This window comes from Phyllobacterium sp. K27 (genome assembly GCF_054796155.1).
This window is the reverse complement of the sequence record NZ_CM139240.1, coordinates 2643856-2660469: the sequence shown is the minus strand read 5'-3', so window position 1 is coordinate 2660469 and position 16614 is coordinate 2643856. Positions and strand designations below refer to the sequence as shown.

The 16614-nt window shown below is 53.1% G+C and carries 34 protein-coding genes and 1 pseudogene; 8 read left to right on the top strand and 27 right to left on the bottom strand.

Translation table 11 applies throughout. The features are described 5' to 3' along the window. Positions 1-32: 32 nt before the first annotated feature. Entirely contained in the window at positions 33-770 is a 738-nt protein-coding gene (locus ACYJL1_RS13170; protein ID WP_460895802.1) for a DUF899 family protein, read from the bottom strand. Positions 771-785: 15 nt separating this feature from the next. On the opposite strand from ACYJL1_RS13170, the gene ACYJL1_RS13165 reads away from it, so the two are divergent. Further along, on the top strand, positions 786-1376 hold the full coding sequence (locus ACYJL1_RS13165) for a DUF982 domain-containing protein (RefSeq protein ID WP_460895801.1): 591 nt from the start codon (positions 786-788) through the stop codon (positions 1374-1376). Between the two features lie 223 nt (positions 1377-1599). On the opposite strand, the gene ACYJL1_RS13160 is transcribed toward ACYJL1_RS13165, so the two are convergent. The 25 genes and pseudogenes from ACYJL1_RS13160 to ACYJL1_RS13040 all read right to left on the bottom strand — a co-directional run bounded on the left by ACYJL1_RS13160 (position 1600) and on the right by ACYJL1_RS13040 (position 11966). Continuing rightward, positions 1600-2742 carry a tyrosine-type recombinase/integrase gene (locus ACYJL1_RS13160; RefSeq protein WP_460895800.1) on the bottom strand — a complete coding sequence of 381 codons (1143 nt, stop codon included), beginning with the start codon at positions 2740-2742 and terminating at the stop codon, positions 1600-1602. Positions 2743-2810: 68 nt separating this feature from the next. Further along, positions 2811-2921, bottom strand: a pseudogene (locus tag ACYJL1_RS13155) (helix-turn-helix domain-containing protein); the annotation flags it as partial. Continuing rightward, positions 2921-3121, bottom strand: a complete 201-nt coding sequence (locus ACYJL1_RS13150; protein WP_460895799.1) for a hypothetical protein — start codon at positions 3119-3121, stop codon at positions 2921-2923. The gene ACYJL1_RS13150 and the pseudogene ACYJL1_RS13155, both read right to left, overlap by 1 nt. A 122-nt stretch (positions 3122-3243) precedes the next feature. Then, on the bottom strand, positions 3244-3711 hold the full coding sequence (locus ACYJL1_RS13145; RefSeq protein ID WP_460895798.1) for a hypothetical protein: 468 nt from the start codon (positions 3709-3711) through the stop codon (positions 3244-3246). 87 nt (positions 3712-3798) lie between these two features. Continuing rightward, the gene (locus ACYJL1_RS13140) at positions 3799-4581 is read right to left on the bottom strand and encodes a Lar family restriction alleviation protein (RefSeq protein ID WP_460895797.1); all 783 of its coding nucleotides are present in this window, start codon (positions 4579-4581) and stop codon (positions 3799-3801) included. Further along, entirely contained in the window at positions 4578-5033 is a 456-nt protein-coding gene (locus tag ACYJL1_RS13135; protein WP_460895796.1) for a hypothetical protein, read from the bottom strand. Before ACYJL1_RS13135 ends, ACYJL1_RS13140 begins: the two co-directional genes overlap by 4 nt. Next, complete coding sequence (locus ACYJL1_RS13130; RefSeq protein ID WP_460895795.1) at positions 5030-5170, bottom strand: hypothetical protein; 141 nt, start codon at positions 5168-5170, stop codon at positions 5030-5032. The genes ACYJL1_RS13135 and ACYJL1_RS13130 overlap by 4 nt, the downstream gene beginning before the upstream one ends. Then, the gene (locus ACYJL1_RS13125) at positions 5167-5568 is read right to left on the bottom strand and encodes a DUF968 domain-containing protein (RefSeq protein WP_460895794.1); all 402 of its coding nucleotides are present in this window, start codon (positions 5566-5568) and stop codon (positions 5167-5169) included. The genes ACYJL1_RS13130 and ACYJL1_RS13125 overlap by 4 nt, the downstream gene beginning before the upstream one ends. Further along, complete coding sequence (locus ACYJL1_RS13120) at positions 5568-5978, bottom strand: DUF7694 domain-containing protein (RefSeq protein WP_460895793.1); 411 nt, start codon at positions 5976-5978, stop codon at positions 5568-5570. Before ACYJL1_RS13120 ends, ACYJL1_RS13125 begins: the two co-directional genes overlap by 1 nt. Further along, on the bottom strand, positions 5975-6181 hold the full coding sequence (locus ACYJL1_RS13115) for a hypothetical protein (protein WP_460895792.1): 207 nt from the start codon (positions 6179-6181) through the stop codon (positions 5975-5977). The genes ACYJL1_RS13120 and ACYJL1_RS13115 overlap by 4 nt, the downstream gene beginning before the upstream one ends. Then, complete coding sequence (locus ACYJL1_RS13110) at positions 6178-6594, bottom strand: hypothetical protein (RefSeq protein WP_460895791.1); 417 nt, start codon at positions 6592-6594, stop codon at positions 6178-6180. The genes ACYJL1_RS13115 and ACYJL1_RS13110 overlap by 4 nt, the downstream gene beginning before the upstream one ends. Beyond that, the gene (locus ACYJL1_RS13105) at positions 6591-6782 is read right to left on the bottom strand and encodes a hypothetical protein (protein WP_460895790.1); all 192 of its coding nucleotides are present in this window, start codon (positions 6780-6782) and stop codon (positions 6591-6593) included. Before ACYJL1_RS13105 ends, ACYJL1_RS13110 begins: the two co-directional genes overlap by 4 nt. Beyond that, a complete protein-coding gene (locus ACYJL1_RS13100) occupies positions 6779-7192 on the bottom strand; it encodes a hypothetical protein (protein ID WP_460895789.1) in 414 nt (137 codons plus the stop codon). The genes ACYJL1_RS13105 and ACYJL1_RS13100 overlap by 4 nt, the downstream gene beginning before the upstream one ends. Beyond that, positions 7189-7611: a hypothetical protein gene (locus ACYJL1_RS13095; protein WP_460895788.1), complete on the bottom strand. Its 423-nt coding sequence runs from the start codon at positions 7609-7611 to the stop codon at positions 7189-7191. The genes ACYJL1_RS13100 and ACYJL1_RS13095 overlap by 4 nt, the downstream gene beginning before the upstream one ends. Before the next feature lie 42 nt (positions 7612-7653). After that, on the bottom strand, positions 7654-7905 hold the full coding sequence (locus ACYJL1_RS13090) for a hypothetical protein (RefSeq protein WP_460895787.1): 252 nt from the start codon (positions 7903-7905) through the stop codon (positions 7654-7656). Beyond that, the gene (locus tag ACYJL1_RS13085) at positions 7902-8912 is read right to left on the bottom strand and encodes a recombinase family protein (protein WP_460895786.1); all 1011 of its coding nucleotides are present in this window, start codon (positions 8910-8912) and stop codon (positions 7902-7904) included. The genes ACYJL1_RS13090 and ACYJL1_RS13085 overlap by 4 nt, the downstream gene beginning before the upstream one ends. 10 nt (positions 8913-8922) lie before the next feature. Then, a complete protein-coding gene (locus ACYJL1_RS13080) occupies positions 8923-9252 on the bottom strand; it encodes a hypothetical protein (RefSeq protein ID WP_460895785.1) in 330 nt (109 codons plus the stop codon). A 2-nt stretch (positions 9253-9254) separates the two neighbouring features. Further along, positions 9255-10286 carry a hypothetical protein gene (locus tag ACYJL1_RS13075; protein ID WP_460895784.1) on the bottom strand — a complete coding sequence of 344 codons (1032 nt, stop codon included), beginning with the start codon at positions 10284-10286 and terminating at the stop codon, positions 9255-9257. Beyond that, entirely contained in the window at positions 10283-10471 is a 189-nt protein-coding gene (locus ACYJL1_RS13070) for a hypothetical protein (RefSeq protein ID WP_460895783.1), read from the bottom strand. The genes ACYJL1_RS13075 and ACYJL1_RS13070 overlap by 4 nt, the downstream gene beginning before the upstream one ends. Further along, positions 10468-10719, bottom strand: a complete 252-nt coding sequence (locus ACYJL1_RS13065) for a hypothetical protein (protein ID WP_460895782.1) — start codon at positions 10717-10719, stop codon at positions 10468-10470. Before ACYJL1_RS13065 ends, ACYJL1_RS13070 begins: the two co-directional genes overlap by 4 nt. Then, positions 10716-10940 (bottom strand): hypothetical protein, encoded by a 225-nt coding sequence (locus tag ACYJL1_RS13060; protein ID WP_460895781.1) that lies wholly within the window; start codon positions 10938-10940, stop codon positions 10716-10718. Before ACYJL1_RS13060 ends, ACYJL1_RS13065 begins: the two co-directional genes overlap by 4 nt. Then, on the bottom strand, positions 10937-11302 hold the full coding sequence (locus tag ACYJL1_RS13055; protein WP_460895780.1) for a hypothetical protein: 366 nt from the start codon (positions 11300-11302) through the stop codon (positions 10937-10939). The genes ACYJL1_RS13060 and ACYJL1_RS13055 overlap by 4 nt, the downstream gene beginning before the upstream one ends. After that, positions 11299-11451, bottom strand: coding sequence for a hypothetical protein (locus ACYJL1_RS13050; RefSeq protein ID WP_460895779.1), 153 nt, complete (start codon positions 11449-11451; stop codon positions 11299-11301). The genes ACYJL1_RS13055 and ACYJL1_RS13050 overlap by 4 nt, the downstream gene beginning before the upstream one ends. Then, entirely contained in the window at positions 11452-11628 is a 177-nt protein-coding gene (locus ACYJL1_RS13045; protein ID WP_460895778.1) for a hypothetical protein, read from the bottom strand. A gap of 32 nt (positions 11629-11660) precedes the next feature. Beyond that, entirely contained in the window at positions 11661-11966 is a 306-nt protein-coding gene (locus tag ACYJL1_RS13040; RefSeq protein ID WP_460895777.1) for a hypothetical protein, read from the bottom strand. Positions 11967-12176: 210 nt separating this feature from the next. Between ACYJL1_RS13040 and ACYJL1_RS13035 the strand changes: the two genes are divergently transcribed. Continuing rightward, the gene (locus ACYJL1_RS13035) at positions 12177-12425 is read left to right on the top strand and encodes a hypothetical protein (RefSeq protein WP_460895776.1); all 249 of its coding nucleotides are present in this window, start codon (positions 12177-12179) and stop codon (positions 12423-12425) included. Here the strand turns inward: ACYJL1_RS13035 and ACYJL1_RS13030 are convergent. Next, positions 12422-13093, bottom strand: a complete 672-nt coding sequence (locus tag ACYJL1_RS13030; RefSeq protein ID WP_460895775.1) for a S24 family peptidase — start codon at positions 13091-13093, stop codon at positions 12422-12424. The genes ACYJL1_RS13035 and ACYJL1_RS13030 overlap by 4 nt on opposite strands. A gap of 84 nt (positions 13094-13177) precedes the next feature. On the opposite strand from ACYJL1_RS13030, the gene ACYJL1_RS13025 reads away from it, so the two are divergent. From ACYJL1_RS13025 to ACYJL1_RS13000, 6 genes are all read left to right on the top strand, one after another. Beyond that, complete coding sequence (locus ACYJL1_RS13025) at positions 13178-13369, top strand: hypothetical protein (RefSeq protein ID WP_460895774.1); 192 nt, start codon at positions 13178-13180, stop codon at positions 13367-13369. Then, entirely contained in the window at positions 13366-14190 is an 825-nt protein-coding gene (locus ACYJL1_RS13020) for a DUF2312 domain-containing protein (RefSeq protein WP_460895773.1), read from the top strand. Before ACYJL1_RS13025 ends, ACYJL1_RS13020 begins: the two co-directional genes overlap by 4 nt. A 507-nt stretch (positions 14191-14697) precedes the next feature. Continuing rightward, positions 14698-15012 (top strand): hypothetical protein, encoded by a 315-nt coding sequence (locus ACYJL1_RS13015; protein WP_460895772.1) that lies wholly within the window; start codon positions 14698-14700, stop codon positions 15010-15012. 48 nt (positions 15013-15060) lie between these two features. Then, positions 15061-15858 (top strand): hypothetical protein, encoded by a 798-nt coding sequence (locus tag ACYJL1_RS13010; protein WP_460895771.1) that lies wholly within the window; start codon positions 15061-15063, stop codon positions 15856-15858. Continuing rightward, a complete protein-coding gene (locus ACYJL1_RS13005; RefSeq protein ID WP_460895770.1) occupies positions 15855-16349 on the top strand; it encodes a LexA family protein in 495 nt (164 codons plus the stop codon). The genes ACYJL1_RS13010 and ACYJL1_RS13005 overlap by 4 nt, the downstream gene beginning before the upstream one ends. Further along, entirely contained in the window at positions 16346-16522 is a 177-nt protein-coding gene (locus ACYJL1_RS13000) for a hypothetical protein (RefSeq protein WP_460895769.1), read from the top strand. Before ACYJL1_RS13005 ends, ACYJL1_RS13000 begins: the two co-directional genes overlap by 4 nt. Positions 16523-16614 lie beyond the last annotated feature (92 nt).

Here is a 16614-nt window from a genome sequence, read left to right as displayed (position 1 = left end):
CCGCATTATCAGCTGGGTGTACTTCGCGTTGCTCAACTTTGGTTAAGAAGGTCGGGAACGGGCCTTACGCCCCCGTAATCCAGCTCGGGATACCAGTCGCTGCCTCTTCCTTCCGGCGTCATGTCGAGAATTGTCCAAAGGGGCATCGGGTCTGGCGCGCCACGAGGATCCTGTCCCGGATCGGCCGTTGCTCCACCCATCTCGCCGCTCCAGAAATGCCGGATTGTGCCGTCCCGCCGGGTAAATACGTTGATGGCCGCATCATCATCGCCTTCAGCGCTTACATAGTCCCGGCTATAGTCTCCCGTCAGATCGGTATAGAGATTCAGACCCGTCCAGCCGCGCTCATTCTTGAATGCTTTCAGCCGATCAATGGGTGATCGCGCAACAACAGCAAGCGCGGCGCGCTGTTCGACGTCCTTTGCCTCTCCATCCCAAGCAGACAGTAGCGAGGTGCACATCGGGCAGGGCCTCTGTCGTTGAGGTCCGAACATGTAGCTGTAAACGATCAATGTCTGTTTATCGCCGAATAGGTCAGCAAATTCCGCGGCCCCATTTTCTCCTTCAAATTTGTAGGCCGCCATTACTTCGCCACCCGGTGGCAATGCCCGGCGTTGCTGCGCCACGCGCTCAATATGTCTGCGAAGTTCGATCTCTTCGGCAAGCAGGGCATTGCGGGCACTGCGATATTCTTCGCTCTCATTGGGATAGCGTGCACCATTTTTCAGGGCCAGTTCTTGTGCGGGTACAAGCGTTTCTTTGCCATTCATTGTGCATCTCCTCACATGATTTCAATCTTGCATTTCGGCAATAATAAGTTGATATCAACGTATAAGCAAGTTGTCAGGGCAGCAAGATTTTGGAGCCGCCGATGGCCAGGAAACAAACTGTTCCAGACCGGGAACTTCGTGCTGTGGCACTCCGCCGAAGAATATCAGAAATTTGATCGCATTGACGCGTCACTCCCGCGTCACGGTGGCAAGAGTATTGCCAGTATATCGACTCACCAATGTGAAAATCATATCAGTCTTGGGCGTCAACCAGGACGGAAACCCCTTACTAAGAATAGGGGAATAAATGGGGTCCTAATGGCTAAGCTTGAATTTCCTCCAGTCGTCTTGGAAAACAGTCAGATCGGTCGAACCGAAACCATTTCATCAATAAGCCAAGCAGCGGCTTTTTTGCTCAATGGCTGGCCAAAAAAGAAATCACCTGCGCATTTGGAAGCGCGCGTAGCTTGCTATGAGGCGCAATCCGGACTCGTTTCGGTTGACGCTGCGCGCGTGGTGTTTGTTGAGGCCGCAATTGAAGCCGATATTTATGTCGGTCAGAAACCTCCTGCCACTCTATACAGCCTGTGCCAGAGCAGAGGCTAAAACTGCTTGGCATCTGCCATTGAATGCTTGCACAACGCGCATTGTGTGGAGTTTGTCTTATTTCTTTGGCTTTGGGTATTGCTATCAAAAGCTCAGTAATCTAGGGATTTCGCCGTGATTGCGTATCATGCAACCCGGCAAAGCTTGGTTGCACGACGCACGTACAGAAAATGTCGGAGTGTAGCGCAGCCCGGTAGCGCACTTGACTGGGGGAAAAAGAGCCTCAGCCCGATTTCTTGTTATCTCCCAATGCTTTATCTGTTGACCTTGTATTGTCCGTGGGACTTTCCGTGGGACTTATTGCATCCAAGCCGTTTCTGACGTCTTCCACCATCGCATGAGCATACTTAGTGGTGGTCTTGATATCCTCATGACCGAGAAGCTTTTGAGCCACGCGCAGGTTGGTAGCACGTAGTACCCGAGTTGCTACCGTATGCCTGGTGTCGTGAAAACGGAAGTTGGTGACGCCAGCATTTGGTACAGCCCGACGCATCGCAGTCTTGAGCCCCGATTCCGTCAGCGGATAGCGCTGGCCTCTGATGAGCTTGTATCGCTTCGACGTGCGCGCAGCCACGTAGGTAAAGACCTTCTCCGGGTGCCGATCGCGCTCTTCCCACAACAAAGAAAATATGGCTTTCGACATTGGAATGACGCGGGGCTTTTTACCTTTGCCAATGACCGTGATCGACTTTGAGAAGAAGTCAACGCGGGACCAGATCAGGCCTAATATCTCCATGCGCCGGCAGCCGGACAAGAAGGCGAACTTTACGGCCACATCGTAACCGCGCTCCAACTCTCCCATGATTGCTTTTTCTTCATCGGGCGAGGCTTCGCGAACGCGTTCTCCCGGCTCTTTCAGCAAATGCTCTGACCAGTCAATCTTTGCGACTTTGACATTCCATATCTTTTCAGCGCGGATAATGATCTCACGCAATGGTTGTGTCATCGTCCGGTTTACCGTGGACGGACCTACCTTTACTGGGTTCTTTCGACGGGGAATTAACTCATTGCGGCGCTTTGCAACCAGCTTTGCCACGGTATTATCAGTGACATCGCGAAGCAGGGTTTTCTTCCCGATCTCTTTTTCAAGCCACTCGAGCGACCAAGTCGTCGTCTCTGCATTCTCGTGGTATTGCCCAATCTCCAGCCAATAGCGCGAGGAAGCTATTTCAAACGTCATTTCCTCGGAGTTGAATTCCTTCTCCTCCAGGATCTGCTGTTCAGCTTCTTTTCGCTTCGTACGCTCTACTTGTTTCGCTTCGCGTTCCGTAGTTCGTTCCGTATTGCCCGAAAATCTACGACCTTGTAACTGGAACTCATATGAGTACGTGCCGTCTTTGCTGTCTTTTCTGATGTAGACCGACATGCCGATTGTTTCCTTTGGGCTTTGAAAGCCTCGATATCTGAAGGATCATATCGCCGCATAGTCCTTTTTCCACGTCCAATATTTATAAACGGAAGTTCCCCATCTTCCGTGAAGTAAAGCAACTGACGGCTCGATACGTTGAGTTCCGCGGCTGCCTCATCTGGTGTCAACAGGGGCATCAGACATTACCCCCGTTGTTCTGCTTATCAACAGCCTGTCTTACTCGCTTGAGCAACAGTGCAATTTCATTTTCAGCTTTGATAATAGCTTTGGCTGCTCTCAGATCGTCACCTGAATCTATAGGCGGGTGAGCGATCAATGCCCACTGTGTAAACAGTTTTGCCAGCGCCAGTCGTGTTTCTGGAAAACGTGTTCTCATCTACTCACCTTTCCCTAACGGACTGGAGAGGGCGGATGCGGAGAGCATTGCAGTCCAAGCAGTCGTTGCATTGATGTGTGCATGGAAGCCGTGACGATGGCAGTCCTGATAATATGCCTCAATCATTGCTTCGGATGGTTTTTGCAAAGCCTCATAGACAGCGGAGAGGGCTGCTGTGGCGGCATATCGCCAGTGATGAATTTATCTAAGTCGTGGTGCTCGACTTCAAAGTTTTCGCCAGACGCTATGGGATATTCCCCCTTGCGCCACGTTCCGCCGCTGTTTTCACAAATAGCCCGCGCAACCTTCTCAATTAAGTCTTGATGATTAGACATTGCTTGCCTCCGACAGTAGTTTAATCGTGGATATAGCGTCCAATCCCAACCGCCAGCCAATCCATTGCGAACTAGAGATTGCATGGACTGAGAACTAAATCCGTAGGCATTCGGCCAACAGTAATTTGGTTCAAACGTCTGCCATGAAAGGGCAAAGTCCGAAGTTGTGCCGGGATAATTATTCAAAAAACTATCGGCCTGCTCCTGCAAACAGATAAGCGCTTCCATCTGTCCCTTTGTCAGCTTAATTCCCATGACGCATGCCCCACAGCGAGCCGACAATAATGATTATGAAGGGTGAGACGATGACTAAGGCCATCGCCACATCCGGCCATGTCGCGCTCATTTGCCACCCTCCGTTTTCAGGGCGGCGAGGGCGCGGATATCAGACGCGGATTTCCTATGTGTTTTCTCCATTAATTTGTGAAAATCACTCCCGTCATCTTCGTGGGATGCAGCATGTTGATTTTCTAAGTCATCGTGATATCTGGCTGCTATCTCAATCCCATCCCGCTCTGCTTCCAAACCCGCTGTTACTGGTTGATGGGCGAGGGTGGGGCGACGAAGGTGCGCGATTGTTTCATCAAACAGTTTTATGAAACGACTGGATATCGGATTAACATGATGAGGGTTGCTTCTGTATTCCGACAAACGAGCCGCTAACTCCAGCGCTTTCTCCGGCTCTTGTAGCGTCGTAGAGAGGGCGGAGCGAATGCGAGCGTCGTAATCAGCTTGTGCAGCGGCTTTGGCGGCGGCAAGGGTTGGGTAAGTTTCTCTTGAGTAACGACCACCCAATGAAAACATATATGATGCGCCACCGAGTTGAATTTCATAGGGGCCTACAACACTGTCTGCATCTAAGTATCCGCTACCGTGGCGTTTCCACTCAAGCTCTTTTACCTTCACGCCCCCTTGTGTAAGAGCGGATAGGGCACGGGAGTTCCAGCGATTGATTGCGTTCTCCGTGGTTTCATATGGGATAGTGATGCAAACGGGGTTGCTGCAAGCTATGCTCGCCATAGACGTGTCTGCCTTGTTATCTCCGCCAATTGATGGAGAATAACGAATGCGGGCATCACTGCCGCACATCGGGCATGGCTTTAGCTTATCCTGTGTCTCGCTCATGTCTTGGCACTCCGATCAATAAGGGTGAGTATCGTGTCGTAGACTTCGAACGCGCCCTGCTGATAAATTGAATGCGATGTATCGACAGACGCTTCGCCGTAATAATGGCCGTAATCGGATACCTTACGCGCTATCTCAGCACACTCTCTTACGGCCTGCTCGCGTGCTGTTTGCACCATTTCAAGAAGGTCAGTGATAACCTCATCATAGTGTTCGGCTGGCGACCAGTTATGTAATGGGCTGGTCGGGTCTGCCACCTCAGTTCCTATTGCCGATATGATTGCGCGGCCTATATTGGCGTCTTCGGTTTCTGAGCGGATACGGGCGATGAGTTCCATGACAACCTGGTCTTGCCAAACGCGCATTCCACGACGCTTCGTGCAGGCAGTAATGTAGTGTTCTATCTCCGCATCCGTAGCTGGCACTGTCTCTTCGCTTGCTGGTAGGGTCATGATCGTTCCTTGAGGACTTTCACCTTTGTGACACGGCCGGATTTTTGCTGGTTTGCTTGCTGGCGAGCATCGGTTGGATCTTCAGCTTCAACATCAATGAATGAGCCGGATTCGTAGTGGACGCGGAATGTCGTCATGAGGATTTCCTCGCAATGCTACGGATGATGACAAGGCCCACGTCAGTGTCGCCAGAGACGCCGTAAAGGGCCGCCGCAACCTTGAGGGGATCAATGCCGACGGAATTCCAGTAAGCGCGCTCGTCGCCCATTCTGTGCTGTTTGGCATGTTCTTCCCGGCATAGTGGAACGGTCCAGCGGTCATCAGCCTTTTCAGATTTACCGCGCTCCCGCTTTCCATAGGCTGGATCGGCATAGCTGATATGGGCAGCTTCGATTGGACGGCGGCCAGTGACAACACATGGAAGCTCGTGCAACCATTTCAAATGGTCAGCATCCTTGACGGCCGGACGCTTCCTAGTCGTCACAGGTGACATGCTGAAAGCTGTAGGTTCTCTGAGAACTCGGAAACCAGCCATTATGCAGCCCTCCGATAAGACAAGGTGAAGGGTAGGCGATTCGGAACAACCCACATGTGATACATGTCAGCTTCGTCAACGAGTTCCGATGCGGGCGGCATCACTTGGACCGCGGTGGATTCCTCGCTGCAGATTTCGTTCTTGATCCGCTGCATATCGCGCCATGGCGGCTCTAAGTTTGAAGCCGTGCGTATTGCGAGGTGTATGACTTCGTCGCCATTGTCATCCGTGAACGGACGGATCAGCACGGCATACAGATTATTCGCCCAAGCGGAGCGGACTTGCTTGCACCAGCCGGAGCCGCCGGGAATACCGTTTGGTAGAGTTGTTTTTCGCCAATCTCCCCATTCGCCTCGCAAGGCGCGACGTTCAAAGGATCGAGCGGCTAATCGTTGTTGACGGTTGATCATACTGCACCGCCAGTCACCGGCCAGATCGTCACCGTCTCGCCGTGCTCAAGGGCATCGCGAACCAACCAAACTATTGACTCGTCGTTCTCAAACGGCGCGTGGGTTCGGCATAGGTGGCCGTCGGCATCGCGGGTTTCCGCCTGCCATCCTGCCTTTCGCACATCTTCGGATGTCATAAGGTGTATCGGAGAAGGGTTTTTCATGCTGCTTCCTCCGGCTCGAAAGCGGAAATCTTTTCGGCCGTCTCCCAAACTTGCTGGCAGATATCGTTCATGGATGTGCGGCGCTTGTCGTGCCACTGGGCGCGGTATGCCTTGGCCTCAGCATCGCTCATTCGCGATACTGCTTCCTCTAAAAGCTCACGCTCGGATCGGCTTCCGACAAGGAAGGATCGATAAGCATCTGCATAAGATGCGAGCTTTTCCGCGCTTTTCCATATGGCGTCGTACTCAGCTTCTAGACCTTCTACGTTGGGCTCTTCGCCGGTTTCAGCATCCTTGACAAAATACCAAGCAGGGCGAAGCCTATCTGCGATGCAAGCTGCTTCAACAAGAGTAGCGCGAAATGTGATCGGGTCGGATGGATTGACGACTTCGTAAAGGCGTTTCTCGCTCATGCTGCAGCCCTCCGCGAGCGCTTCACTGCGCGTTCGACCATTGCGCAAAGCTCGGCTTCCATCTGGGTGAAAGCTCGTTCATTTTGGGCGCGTTCGATGCGAAGGCGCAGATGCGTTGCGTCGTACTGCGTCGCAAGTTTCCGCGATCTGCGCACTTCATAGGGGGCGTGGAGAGGAATGGAGGTCATGCTGCCACCTCACGAGCGATGCCGCTGACATTGCTGGCTCGCACCCACTCTAAAAACTCATGCTGCGGCACAACTGAACGAATGTAGGTCAGCAAGGCCCGATCCCGCTCGCGCTGAAATGCTTTCGTTTCTTCGGCGCCGATACTGCCGCGCTTGAAACCAACAATCTGAAGTGCCGCTTTTTTGTATTTCAATGCGCAACGAGCGCGAGCAATCCACACGGCATCCTGTTTCGACACATGGGCTGCTTGCGCCATATCGATCTGGTACTCAATCGAAGCGCAAGCCGACATGAGGTAAGCAAATGCGTCGTTGCAATCGTCAATTGTTTTGATATCCGATACTGGCCACCCTTCGGTGATCTCAATATCTGGAATGTCGATATCGTCTAAATGCTGAAAGCTACTCATGCTGCGTCATCCAGAAAATGGAGCGGGTCATAGCCAATCGCATCGGCCAGTTGTTCCATCGCTCGGTTGAAATATTCACCGAATTGCTCTGCGCTCATCGCGTCGAAGGCGGTGCTATCGGTCGTTAAAAACTCGTCGCCGTTCAGCATCACATTGATGGTGACGTATCCGCAGGCGCGTTTGAGCGCATCGTGGAGGTGTTCCGGCGTCGGCCACTTGTTGGTGGAACGACAAACAACAGACAGGGCCTTCCAATAGGTCCGATGTTGCGGAAGGCTCCGCTTGGTCAGGCATGTCAACCGGAACTCAGTCCCTAATGCCTTTCCCATCAACAGCTCGGCGTCGAACCCGGACACCGGCGACAAGCCTCTTGGCGTCTTCCGTACGATGATAGTCTGTGCTTCGCGCTTGTTTGCCATATCCTGTCCTTTCCGGGGCATTCGCGCCCTTTGTCTGGTTGCTTAAAACGGGATGTGATCGTCGGTATCGGTGCTGTTTTGATAAGCAGACCAAATGATTTCGGGTTCGGGTAATTTCGCTTTGACGCTCGTTACCGCCTTCAACACGACAAACTCTTGTCCGGGATTTTGAACAGCCAGGCGCAATGCCTCTTTATCGGCCAAGGCTCGGGTAAGATGGCGGTGAGCGGATGTGGAAACCGCACGGTTGCTATTCCAAACCAACCAGTAACGCGTTGCTTTCCCTCTGCTCATGGCGTCACCCGGTCATAGGCGCGCTGCATGATATCGACGAGCTTGTCCCAATCTGGCGGGAAGAATGTCTCCTGCAGGTGCGAGAACTCCGAGCGAAGTTCTTCCCAATCGCCTTCGTCTTGAACGCAAGCAAAGCGGGTTTCGGCATCGGCGATTATTGCTGCCGGATCCTCGGAGTTGCCTTGCGTTGCTGGCTTCGAAGGTGAGGGTGGCGACAGGTCCATTGTTGACTGTTCAGTCTCAACGTCCTCGACCTCGTCATTCCCACGATCATTGTCGAAACCGTTGTCAGGTATCGGATCAATGCCGCGAGGCTTAGTAGGCGATGGAGGATTGAGGATCTTGGCCGATTCCGGTTCGTAAACCTCTCCGGCAATCTCGCGAGCCTCGTATTCGTCGGTAATGCCACCAAGAACATCGGCAAACAGTTCGCGTAAGCAGTATCCAGCGGCGCGCCACTGCTGCATGCGCTGCGGATAGCGGAACCATGGTGCTTCGTTTGGCACCTCATTCCATTGCTTTGTATTCCAATCCTGCTTTTTGACGGTAGGCCGATCATCCCAAAGGCCAGCGCGCTTGGCATCTTCAACCGAGAATTCTACACGTTTAGTTTCGCCGGTATCGGCACGCTTTGCCTCACACCAACCGACATTGCGGTCTATGTCATAGCCAGTGCGGATATATGCGGCCTTCTTGGAGCGCCGTGCGACATTGATAATCCCGTCGCCATATAGTGCGGGCCGTCCGCCGATAACTGTGAAGCTGCGAAGAGCAACCATAGGTGGCAAACCAAGCTCGGCGCCCGCCATGATGGAAATTGCCACTGCGCTAACCGCATCATCTCCAGTTTTCTTGCCAACGAGCGCTTTTGGCGCCAGTCCGGCCATAACGACCATTTTGGACACGCGCCAGATTTCCTCAATTGACTGAGGAACAATGGCATTCACATTGCCGCCTACCATTAGCGCAGGGGGACGGGCATCAAGGATTTGTGCTGGAGCGTTCATAGCGATGTTCCTACTCGTCTACGTCATCGAAGATTGAGCGATTGCCATGTTCATCGAGCATGGTTCCATCGCGGGAAAAGACCGGAAATCCATTGGAATGCTTGGCGGCTCGTTGATCGTCCGTGCGAATGTCGTCAAAGACGTAACGCAAGACCAACTTCTCAGCCGCGTCGGATTCGGATTTGATCTCGACAATTTGCGCTTTGGTTTCGCCGCGCTTTGTCTCGACGAAAACCTTCTGACCCAACTCGACTGGAAAATCAGAGAAGTAGTCGTAGGTTTTGTCTCCGAAACCGAACTTGACGGCGACGATCATTCGCTTGTTGAGAGCTTCTTCCATGGTCAAGCTGCCCTCTGTTCAGAAGCTATTTCCATTCCGGCAAGTTCAACACCTGAACGTGCTGCGCGATTGGCAAGGGTTTCGACAACTTCTCGAATTTCCGGCCGATCCTTGAGCGCCACCAAAAGAGCGTCGTAATCAGTGATGCGAGCAGATACGAAAGTGCGAAGCGAGACCTTTGAACCCGTGCGGCCGGCGGTTGCATTGCGCGCTTGAGCATCGCGTTCGGCGTCGGCAGCTTCCTTAGCCAATCTGTCGGCTTCTGCCTTTGCAGACAGATCAACCGGATCATTTGGGTTGGTGGAAATGTCTGCTGCCTTACGAGCTGCTTCCTCGGCTTCACGGCGTTTACGATCTGCCTCAGCTTGTGCCGCCGCCTGACGCTCGCGTTCCTTCCGCTGCTCTTCCAACAGATAAGCATCCATGTGGCGCTTCATCTTCGTGGAGAGGTTCTTTGGCTCTTCCTTGAGATCGCGCCATTTCTCATCGACTCGGCGGCTCTCGTCCAGGCTCGGCTGTTTTTCGACCTTGTGCAGACCGACTGCCTTATTGGCGATTGCGGACAGTCGCTTTGTCCAAGTTGCCGCCTTGTCGGCTTGTTCCTTGGTCTTGATAGGCGTCTTGAGGAAAGCCTCGGCAATTTCTCGATCACTTTCAAACTCTGCTTTCAGGGCTTCGAAAGGATCGGAATGAACATTTGTCAGCGCAGGTGCAGGGGCCGGTTCGCCGGGCCAATCATTGCCACCGCGCACAGCATGGTAAGTTTCCTCGCTGATCGGATTACGGCAAGCAAAGGTCCAAACGCTTTCGGCATCGGTCTGGCGACCATCGACGAGGCACACTAGGCGGCCAGTAGCATCAAGCCAGATTGCTACAGTCTGCCAAGGGCCGTCCTTATGTGAGCGACGGCGAAAGAAACCTGGCTGGGGATCGGATTCCGATACGCCAAGAGTTTTCATATGTTCCCGGGAAAGCTCGCCGCAATCGCCGACCAACTCCAAAGCCTTAAAATACCATGCGTATTGATCGCTCATGATGCTTTCCTCATTCTGTCCTGAAAATTGCTGACCATGTCGTCGGCAAGCATGCGGGCACCTTCGGCCCCATAAACTGCGACGGCTTCTTGAATTGCCTTGCGGAGCTGGTACTCGACGTGTCCATCAGCGCGGTTCTGCGCTTGCTCAACGATGCGGCGGATAACTACTGATGGCGATGTCATGCTGCACCGTCCAAACTTTTACGCTGCAGATACCATCCGGTTGCCGCACACTCGCTGAGAGAGGGGCCGGCGCTGCCGAGTACGGTTTGACCCCAGACATGGTTCTCAATGCAGCTGGTCTGAGCGTCAGGCGTGTACTGTGTCGCAGGTGGAAGCTTCTCCAGAGCGGCACAGCCGGTAAGTTGTAGGGCAGCGGTTACAACAACGACGATGAAGGCAACGCCGGATAGGTCTAGTAGCTTTCTCATGCTGATATCCTCGCGCCTTGAACCAAGTGCAAAGCACGGTTCTGCCGGTTGATTTTTCGAGTGAGTTTGTTTGAAGCAATCAGGCTGGAGACGATCTCGTCTATGATCTCGTCATCGAATATCGAGAGCCCTTCGCGGTGAAGGATGTTCCCGATTTGGGTGCGGACTTTGCTCTCGCCGAAGCTGTTGATGTACTGTTCTTTTTTCTGGCGGGAGGTCATTGAATGATCTCCGTGCGTCCGCCATGGCGAAGAACTTCACCGTGCTTACCAATGGAAACCTGAGCATCGGAATACTGCCGGAGCGCTTTCTTTACGGCGGTTTCGGCATCACCCTGATAAGCTTCGAACTCCTTCTGCAAGCGATCAAATTTCGCCTTCCATTCGCGTTCAATCTCATTGAGGCGATCAGACGGTGGCGGCGAATAAAACGCCATGCCATAGCATTCGTGGGAAGTTGCCAATGCATCGCCTAGTTCGGCGCGCTGCTCTGATGTCATAGCTTCCACAATGTGGAAAAGCCCCATCTCATCGAGAGCTACCTCGAATGCTTCCTTCCAGTAATCTTTTGGCTCGTAGCTCATTGGAACAACCCCACTGCGATACGGGACCAGAAGTAGAGGCAGCCCAAGACGAGGATTGCCCAGACAAGGGTACGTTCCATGCGGCGGGCGCGGCGATCTTGAGCGTCGGCCATGTCTTCGAGTTCGGTTGTGGGAATGTGCGGAGTCATTTACGCCGCCTCCTTTTCATACTTCTCGCCGCAGAACGGGCAGAAGCTGGGAAGCATCGCGACGGCTTTCTGCTTGCCGCGACCTTTTTCAATTTGTTCAGTTCCAATGCTCGGAAAGGCGTCAAGCGTCGAACCAAACGTGATGGTCAGCGACAGCTTGGTATTGCGAGGCTTCAAGAGCGCGTCGACTTTCGAGAGGCAATCGCACATCAGCGTTTCCCCGCAATGTGAAGGCATTCTTCAAGGGAGATTTCGCGAGGGCCGCGCTTTTCAATGCGCATGTCCAGATACGCATTGCGGAGATACATGCCGAACTGAGCGCGGTTGAAGCGGCGAGGCGGGACACCCTGACGCTGTTCGTATCCGATCACCCATTCGCGATATGAAGCCCAAGCAGTACGCAGGGCAGATGATGCAGTTGCATTCGACCGGACATGCTTTGCCACTGCTGGCTTAGCGATCAGGCCTGTAAGAAACTGGCCGAGGCCTGTACTGGTTGTGTGGAAAGCGGTCATTGCGTCCATCCGTTGTTTGATGAACTGACAATAGGGAAATTCCTATATCTCGTCAATAGGAAAAAAACTATATGATAGGAATAATCGAAACCGGATAGGAATTTTGCTGGTGCGACCGAATCACCTGTTAATAAGTTTGTTCTTGTTATGTTCTGTAAACTGAGTCAGGATGTCGCATAACGCAATAAGAAAACAGGGAGTTCAAATGTTATGAGTGCGTTCTTCGTGGTACAAAGTTTTTCGAAGATTAAGGGCGGGCTGCGCCCCGACCTACCGGTACAAGCGCAGAATACGGCGCATGCTCGCAGAATGGCAGAAAGGCTGTCTTTGCAAAAGCCTGCCGTGGTCGCCTTCATGCGAGAAGGCGATCCATCAACCGGCGATTATGATGATCCCCGGTTAATCGCTACGTTCGGCGAGCTGCCAGACGAGGTTTACGAGTTGGAGCGGGTGAACTAGCGCGAGCTGTACTTTCCAACAACACGATGACAATACGGCCAAGAGGCGCGAGGCTCTGAGAACTCCTTGGCCGGATTGTACTGCTTAAGTTTCCAGTCCTGATCGTTGAATCCGACAAGCCGCTTAATGATGCACTCGGCCTCCTGAGCAGGTGGCACATGGAATAAAACTACGTCTTTGCCTCGCGCTGGCGGCAAATGAGGATGGATAAGAGCCATATCGCCCGGCTCATAAACCGGATCCATAGAATCCCCGACAATGTAGACGCCATAAGCATCCTTTACGTTTTCAAGTATCGAGGGGCGCTTAACGTACTCAATAGCGTCGAAAGTGATAATGGCGTGACCGTCGCCGCCCATTGCAGCAGCGTAAACTGGAAAATTGCGCTCTCCAACCAATTGCTTGCCGGGAACGATCTCTGGTTTGAAGCCTGGTGTTCTGGGAACCTGTTGGGTTTGGGCAGAGATCGGCGCTCCAAGCTCTGCCTCGGGAAGTTCAAGGAGCCCGGCAAGTTTATACCGGTCATCTTCCTTCAATTTTACGGGTACGCCTCTTTCAATGAATTGCTGCATATAAGCGTGGTTTTTGCCGATGTGCAGAGACAAATCCTTGAGGGTTAGCCCCTTGGCGGCGGCTGCCGAAAGTATCCGTGTTCTAATTTCATCCATTCCCTATTTTCGCATTTCTCCTATTTTTGTTCCAATAGGATTATTCCTCTTGCATGATAGTGTTTTACCTATTATACAGGTGGCATGAACGAGATCGAAGTATTCCGAAACAAAGTTGAGCAGTTCATCAAAGCGCACGGCATGACGCCTACGCAGTTCGGCAAGGAATATGCTCGTGACCCGCTATTCGTGTTCCAGCTTCGGCGGGGCCGCGAGCCAAGAACAGGCACTCGCCAGAAAATACTCCACGCTCTCGAAGGGGAGCGCGCAGCATGAGCGACGTTGTTGCAGTCGGCCAATTGCGAGCATTCGTCGAGCGCGTAGAGCGCCTTGAGGAAGAAATCAAAACGCTTAATGACGACAAATCCGAAGTCTACAAGGAAATGCGCGGCTTTGGCTTCGACGTGAAGGCAGTCCGCAAAGTCGTTGCGAAGCGCAAGCTTGATCCGTCTGTTGCCAATGAACAAGACGCTGTTTTTGATCTGTATTGGGACGCGCTGACAGGTGCCTCTCACGTGCACGTACACGAGGAAGGCAATTCCTATGCCGCTGAAAAGGGCATTGACCGTGAAGCCCGCCGCAAACAACGCATGTCCGAAAGCATGGATGATAGCATTGCGCTGTCTGCCGAAGCTGTTGCGCTCGGCCTGATCGATCCAGCAGCGCATGAAGAGACTGTTCGCATAGCGGACGCGGTTGCTCGCAAGTTCGGCAACGGTCCACTCAACGAGCAGATAGACCCGGATACGGGTGAGATAACCAATTCGCCGGAAACGGCAAACGAGGTCCCAGCGCAGGACGGCAAAGGCACAGGATTTGGCGAAAGCCTCTCCGGTAAGTCCAATGCGGCGCGACCGGCATCTGTAGATGCTCAACTGAACGTCGAAGGAATGGCGGGAGAGGTCATTGATCGGGGCGTGACTGCTGGAGAGACAGCACAAAATTTCGAGCCACCGGCGTTCCTGCAATCGAAGCCACTGAAAACAGCGCGAGACTATCGTCCGCACTGTCAAAAGCCTGATGCGTGTGGCGCTTCCGGTCTGCAGCATTGCTACTCCTGTTCAAAGCTCATTCCAGAAAAAGGCGAGGCCGCATGAACCTCGCATCACAAATCGCCAGAGTAGGTAACACTACGATATTTCGGTTCCCGTCGTTTCGTCTGCGCGTCAGGCGGTTGCTGGCGTCGGGAAGGGTCTCTTGCCTCTTTAGAACCTTGGACAGCCGGTACAGCGCCGCCGCTCCGTTTCCTATTGCTCGCCACATCCTCCCGACCTCCCAAGCTGGCTTGAGCAATGCTGACGGAGGGCGCCACGGCGTTGGCACCCTCCGTCCTTTTTCTCGCCTTGGCTACGTCGGACAGGACACGCGCTGCGAGAAATCCAATCTGTTTTTCCGACCAATCATCAACCTCGTGATCCCCATCGCTCCGGTTGCTGGTCGCTTCATCCATCGTTGTTCAATGTCTCCATGCCTGAGGGCCTTTGCTCATGTGGTCAACCATATGAGCGGAGTCACCCAAAGTGCTGGAAACATCGGCCATCAATTCGGAAATCAAATCCGGAAACTTGGAAATCTCACCCAAATCAAAGTCGGAAGGACCAGCCATGTCTGATGCTGATCTAGCCGCCAACCTGCTTGAAGACGTGATCGGCTATCGCGGTGTTCGCGAGCCCGTCAAGAGCATGCTGGACCGTGCATATCGTGCCTTGAGTAAAAGCAATAGCGAATGGACGCGCCGGAGAGTGCGTTCAATTTTCAACAAAGAAACTACACGGATTGACCACCGCGAAATCGAAGAGATGCGCGCAGTGATCCGAGCGAGGGAAACCCATGCAGCATTCAAAACCGAAACCACCCGTATTGCTGCGATGGCTGTCAACCGAGCGCCGGCTGAAGATCGCCGCCAAGCTCCGCGATAAAGCAGCTTCGCTGGCTGAATGGATCGCTCCTGAGATCAGAGGTGTGAAATGACTGACCTTTTGACCCACATCGAACCGGCTGCGAAGGTCACGTCTGGCATGATTAAGGCTGCCATTCGTGCCAGCTACGCGGCGCCAGCGTATCAAACGTTCTTCGAGGTTTCTAACGATACAGGCAGCAGGATCAAGACCTATGCCGATGCTGTATCAATCGGCATCTGGCCATCGACAGGGCATCAGGTTCATGGATTTGAGGTCAAAGTATCCAGGACAGACTTCCTCAATGAAATGAAAAATCCCGGCAAGTCGATGCCGATATTCAAGCACTGCCATCGTTGGTCGCTCGTCTGTCCGCAAGGCATGGTGAAAAGCGACGAGTTGCCGCCAAATTGGGGATTGCTCACGTTCAAGGATGGTTCGCTTCGTAATGCGAAGAGTCCGCCATTGCTCCAACCCGAGGCCATGACGCCGGGATTTGTAGCTGCTCTTGTTCGCCGCGCCGGTGAACTCGACAATGAGATTGTGGCCTCTGCCGTTCAAAAAGCTCGTCTTGAAGAAAGAGCTGTCTTTGCGCGCAGCAAGGAACAAGAAATCCATCGCCTTGCTGGAAACCACAATGAACGGGCTGCGGCGGCACTAAAGTTCCTCGAAAGCTTTGAAAAGGCCATGGGTTCGAAAGTCTACTCATTCGGTGTCGAGGAGTATGCGCCGATTATTGCGCTCTTGCACAAAGCTGGCCTCGACAGGTCTTGGAACGGTCCATCGCAGATCGCGAAGCAGCTCGAAGCTTCTGCCAAACAGATACGCGATGCGGTCAAAGAGTTCGGCGCAGGAGTAGTCAAATGACAGATACAACGCTTTGGGCTGTCAACATCCACGGGCCAGACGACTTAATTGCTGTACCGGATTATGTAACTGCAATCAAAATTGCCATGCCATTCAACTATTGGTGGTTGAAGCGGGTTCAAGCTGATTATCACGAATACGATCCTCGCATGTGGGCGGTACCGGTTGAATGGCCACATTCGCCAGATTCTCATGCTGAGGCCTTGGCTTCTGAAAATTCAGAGTATCAATGGCTTTTCGATGTGGTCGCCAAAGCGGACGCAGTGGCAAAGCCGAGAATGAGCTTGCTGCCAACCCACATCAAGGCACTGGAGTTTATCACTCGCAGGTTAGCAGCTGGTGAGACGGCACCATCCGTAGGCGAAATGGCTAAGGAACTTGGCCTTTCTTCGAGGTCAGGAGCCCATAGAATTATCGTAGCGCTGGAAGAGCGTGGTCATATTGTGCGCATGCATGGTCGTTCTCGCTGCATTCAATTGGTGCAGCCATGAAGCAGATGAGCCAACGGGAAATTCATCTTCTGACGGAAGCAGTATTGCGCGCCGAGGTAATCAAGCGCGGCGGTCACTCTCTGTTTGAACAATGGGCAAACAACTTTGCAGCTCGTGCTGCTGCGCTCAGTCCAGCGCCGGCACAACTCGACCTGTTTGGCGGTGCGTCATGAACGACAACAACGACAGTGTAAGCCTTCTCAACATTGTTCTGGGCGTTTGCCTGGCAGTCGTCACCGTAGCTTGGCTTCTTGCTCCTTGGATA

Coding starts and splice junctions, on each gene's coding strand:
- ACYJL1_RS13065 (WP_460895782.1), bottom strand. CDS start 10,719: ATGAGAAAGCTACTAGACCTATCCGGCGTTGCCTTCATCGTCGTTGTT.
- ACYJL1_RS13100 (WP_460895789.1), bottom strand. CDS start 7,192: ATGAGTAGCTTTCAGCATTTAGACGATATCGACATTCCAGATATTGAG.
- ACYJL1_RS13050 (WP_460895779.1), bottom strand. CDS start 11,451: ATGACTCCGCACATTCCCACAACCGAACTCGAAGACATGGCCGACGCT.
- ACYJL1_RS13070 (WP_460895783.1), bottom strand. CDS start 10,471: ATGACATCGCCATCAGTAGTTATCCGCCGCATCGTTGAGCAAGCGCAG.
- ACYJL1_RS13075 (WP_460895784.1), bottom strand. CDS start 10,286: ATGAGCGATCAATACGCATGGTATTTTAAGGCTTTGGAGTTGGTCGGC.
- ACYJL1_RS13160 (WP_460895800.1), bottom strand. CDS start 2,742: ATGTCGGTCTACATCAGAAAAGACAGCAAAGACGGCACGTACTCATAT.
- ACYJL1_RS13020 (WP_460895773.1), top strand. CDS start 13,366: ATGAGCGACGTTGTTGCAGTCGGCCAATTGCGAGCATTCGTCGAGCGC.
- ACYJL1_RS13085 (WP_460895786.1), bottom strand. CDS start 8,912: ATGAACGCTCCAGCACAAATCCTTGATGCCCGTCCCCCTGCGCTAATG.
- ACYJL1_RS13140 (WP_460895797.1), bottom strand. CDS start 4,581: ATGAGCGAGACACAGGATAAGCTAAAGCCATGCCCGATGTGCGGCAGT.
- ACYJL1_RS13010 (WP_460895771.1), top strand. CDS start 15,061: ATGACTGACCTTTTGACCCACATCGAACCGGCTGCGAAGGTCACGTCT.
- ACYJL1_RS13015 (WP_460895772.1), top strand. CDS start 14,698: ATGTCTGATGCTGATCTAGCCGCCAACCTGCTTGAAGACGTGATCGGC.
- ACYJL1_RS13110 (WP_460895791.1), bottom strand. CDS start 6,594: ATGAGCGAGAAACGCCTTTACGAAGTCGTCAATCCATCCGACCCGATC.
- ACYJL1_RS13125 (WP_460895794.1), bottom strand. CDS start 5,568: ATGGCTGGTTTCCGAGTTCTCAGAGAACCTACAGCTTTCAGCATGTCA.
- ACYJL1_RS13005 (WP_460895770.1), top strand. CDS start 15,855: ATGACAGATACAACGCTTTGGGCTGTCAACATCCACGGGCCAGACGAC.
- ACYJL1_RS13130 (WP_460895795.1), bottom strand. CDS start 5,170: ATGACGACATTCCGCGTCCACTACGAATCCGGCTCATTCATTGATGTT.
- ACYJL1_RS13165 (WP_460895801.1), top strand. CDS start 786: ATGATTTCAATCTTGCATTTCGGCAATAATAAGTTGATATCAACGTAT.
- ACYJL1_RS13040 (WP_460895777.1), bottom strand. CDS start 11,966: ATGACCGCTTTCCACACAACCAGTACAGGCCTCGGCCAGTTTCTTACA.
- ACYJL1_RS13135 (WP_460895796.1), bottom strand. CDS start 5,033: ATGACCCTACCAGCAAGCGAAGAGACAGTGCCAGCTACGGATGCGGAG.
- ACYJL1_RS13080 (WP_460895785.1), bottom strand. CDS start 9,252: ATGGAAGAAGCTCTCAACAAGCGAATGATCGTCGCCGTCAAGTTCGGT.
- ACYJL1_RS13170 (WP_460895802.1), bottom strand. CDS start 770: ATGAATGGCAAAGAAACGCTTGTACCCGCACAAGAACTGGCCCTGAAA.
- ACYJL1_RS13025 (WP_460895774.1), top strand. CDS start 13,178: ATGAACGAGATCGAAGTATTCCGAAACAAAGTTGAGCAGTTCATCAAA.
- ACYJL1_RS13105 (WP_460895790.1), bottom strand. CDS start 6,782: ATGACCTCCATTCCTCTCCACGCCCCCTATGAAGTGCGCAGATCGCGG.
- ACYJL1_RS13060 (WP_460895781.1), bottom strand. CDS start 10,940: ATGACCTCCCGCCAGAAAAAAGAACAGTACATCAACAGCTTCGGCGAG.
- ACYJL1_RS13120 (WP_460895793.1), bottom strand. CDS start 5,978: ATGATCAACCGTCAACAACGATTAGCCGCTCGATCCTTTGAACGTCGC.
- ACYJL1_RS13150 (WP_460895799.1), bottom strand. CDS start 3,121: ATGAGAACACGTTTTCCAGAAACACGACTGGCGCTGGCAAAACTGTTT.
- ACYJL1_RS13115 (WP_460895792.1), bottom strand. CDS start 6,181: ATGAAAAACCCTTCTCCGATACACCTTATGACATCCGAAGATGTGCGA.
- ACYJL1_RS13145 (WP_460895798.1), bottom strand. CDS start 3,711: ATGGGAATTAAGCTGACAAAGGGACAGATGGAAGCGCTTATCTGTTTG.
- ACYJL1_RS13000 (WP_460895769.1), top strand. CDS start 16,346: ATGAAGCAGATGAGCCAACGGGAAATTCATCTTCTGACGGAAGCAGTA.
- ACYJL1_RS13090 (WP_460895787.1), bottom strand. CDS start 7,905: ATGAGCAGAGGGAAAGCAACGCGTTACTGGTTGGTTTGGAATAGCAAC.
- ACYJL1_RS13055 (WP_460895780.1), bottom strand. CDS start 11,302: ATGAGCTACGAGCCAAAAGATTACTGGAAGGAAGCATTCGAGGTAGCT.
- ACYJL1_RS13030 (WP_460895775.1), bottom strand. CDS start 13,093: ATGGATGAAATTAGAACACGGATACTTTCGGCAGCCGCCGCCAAGGGG.
- ACYJL1_RS13035 (WP_460895776.1), top strand. CDS start 12,177: ATGAGTGCGTTCTTCGTGGTACAAAGTTTTTCGAAGATTAAGGGCGGG.
- ACYJL1_RS13095 (WP_460895788.1), bottom strand. CDS start 7,611: ATGGCAAACAAGCGCGAAGCACAGACTATCATCGTACGGAAGACGCCA.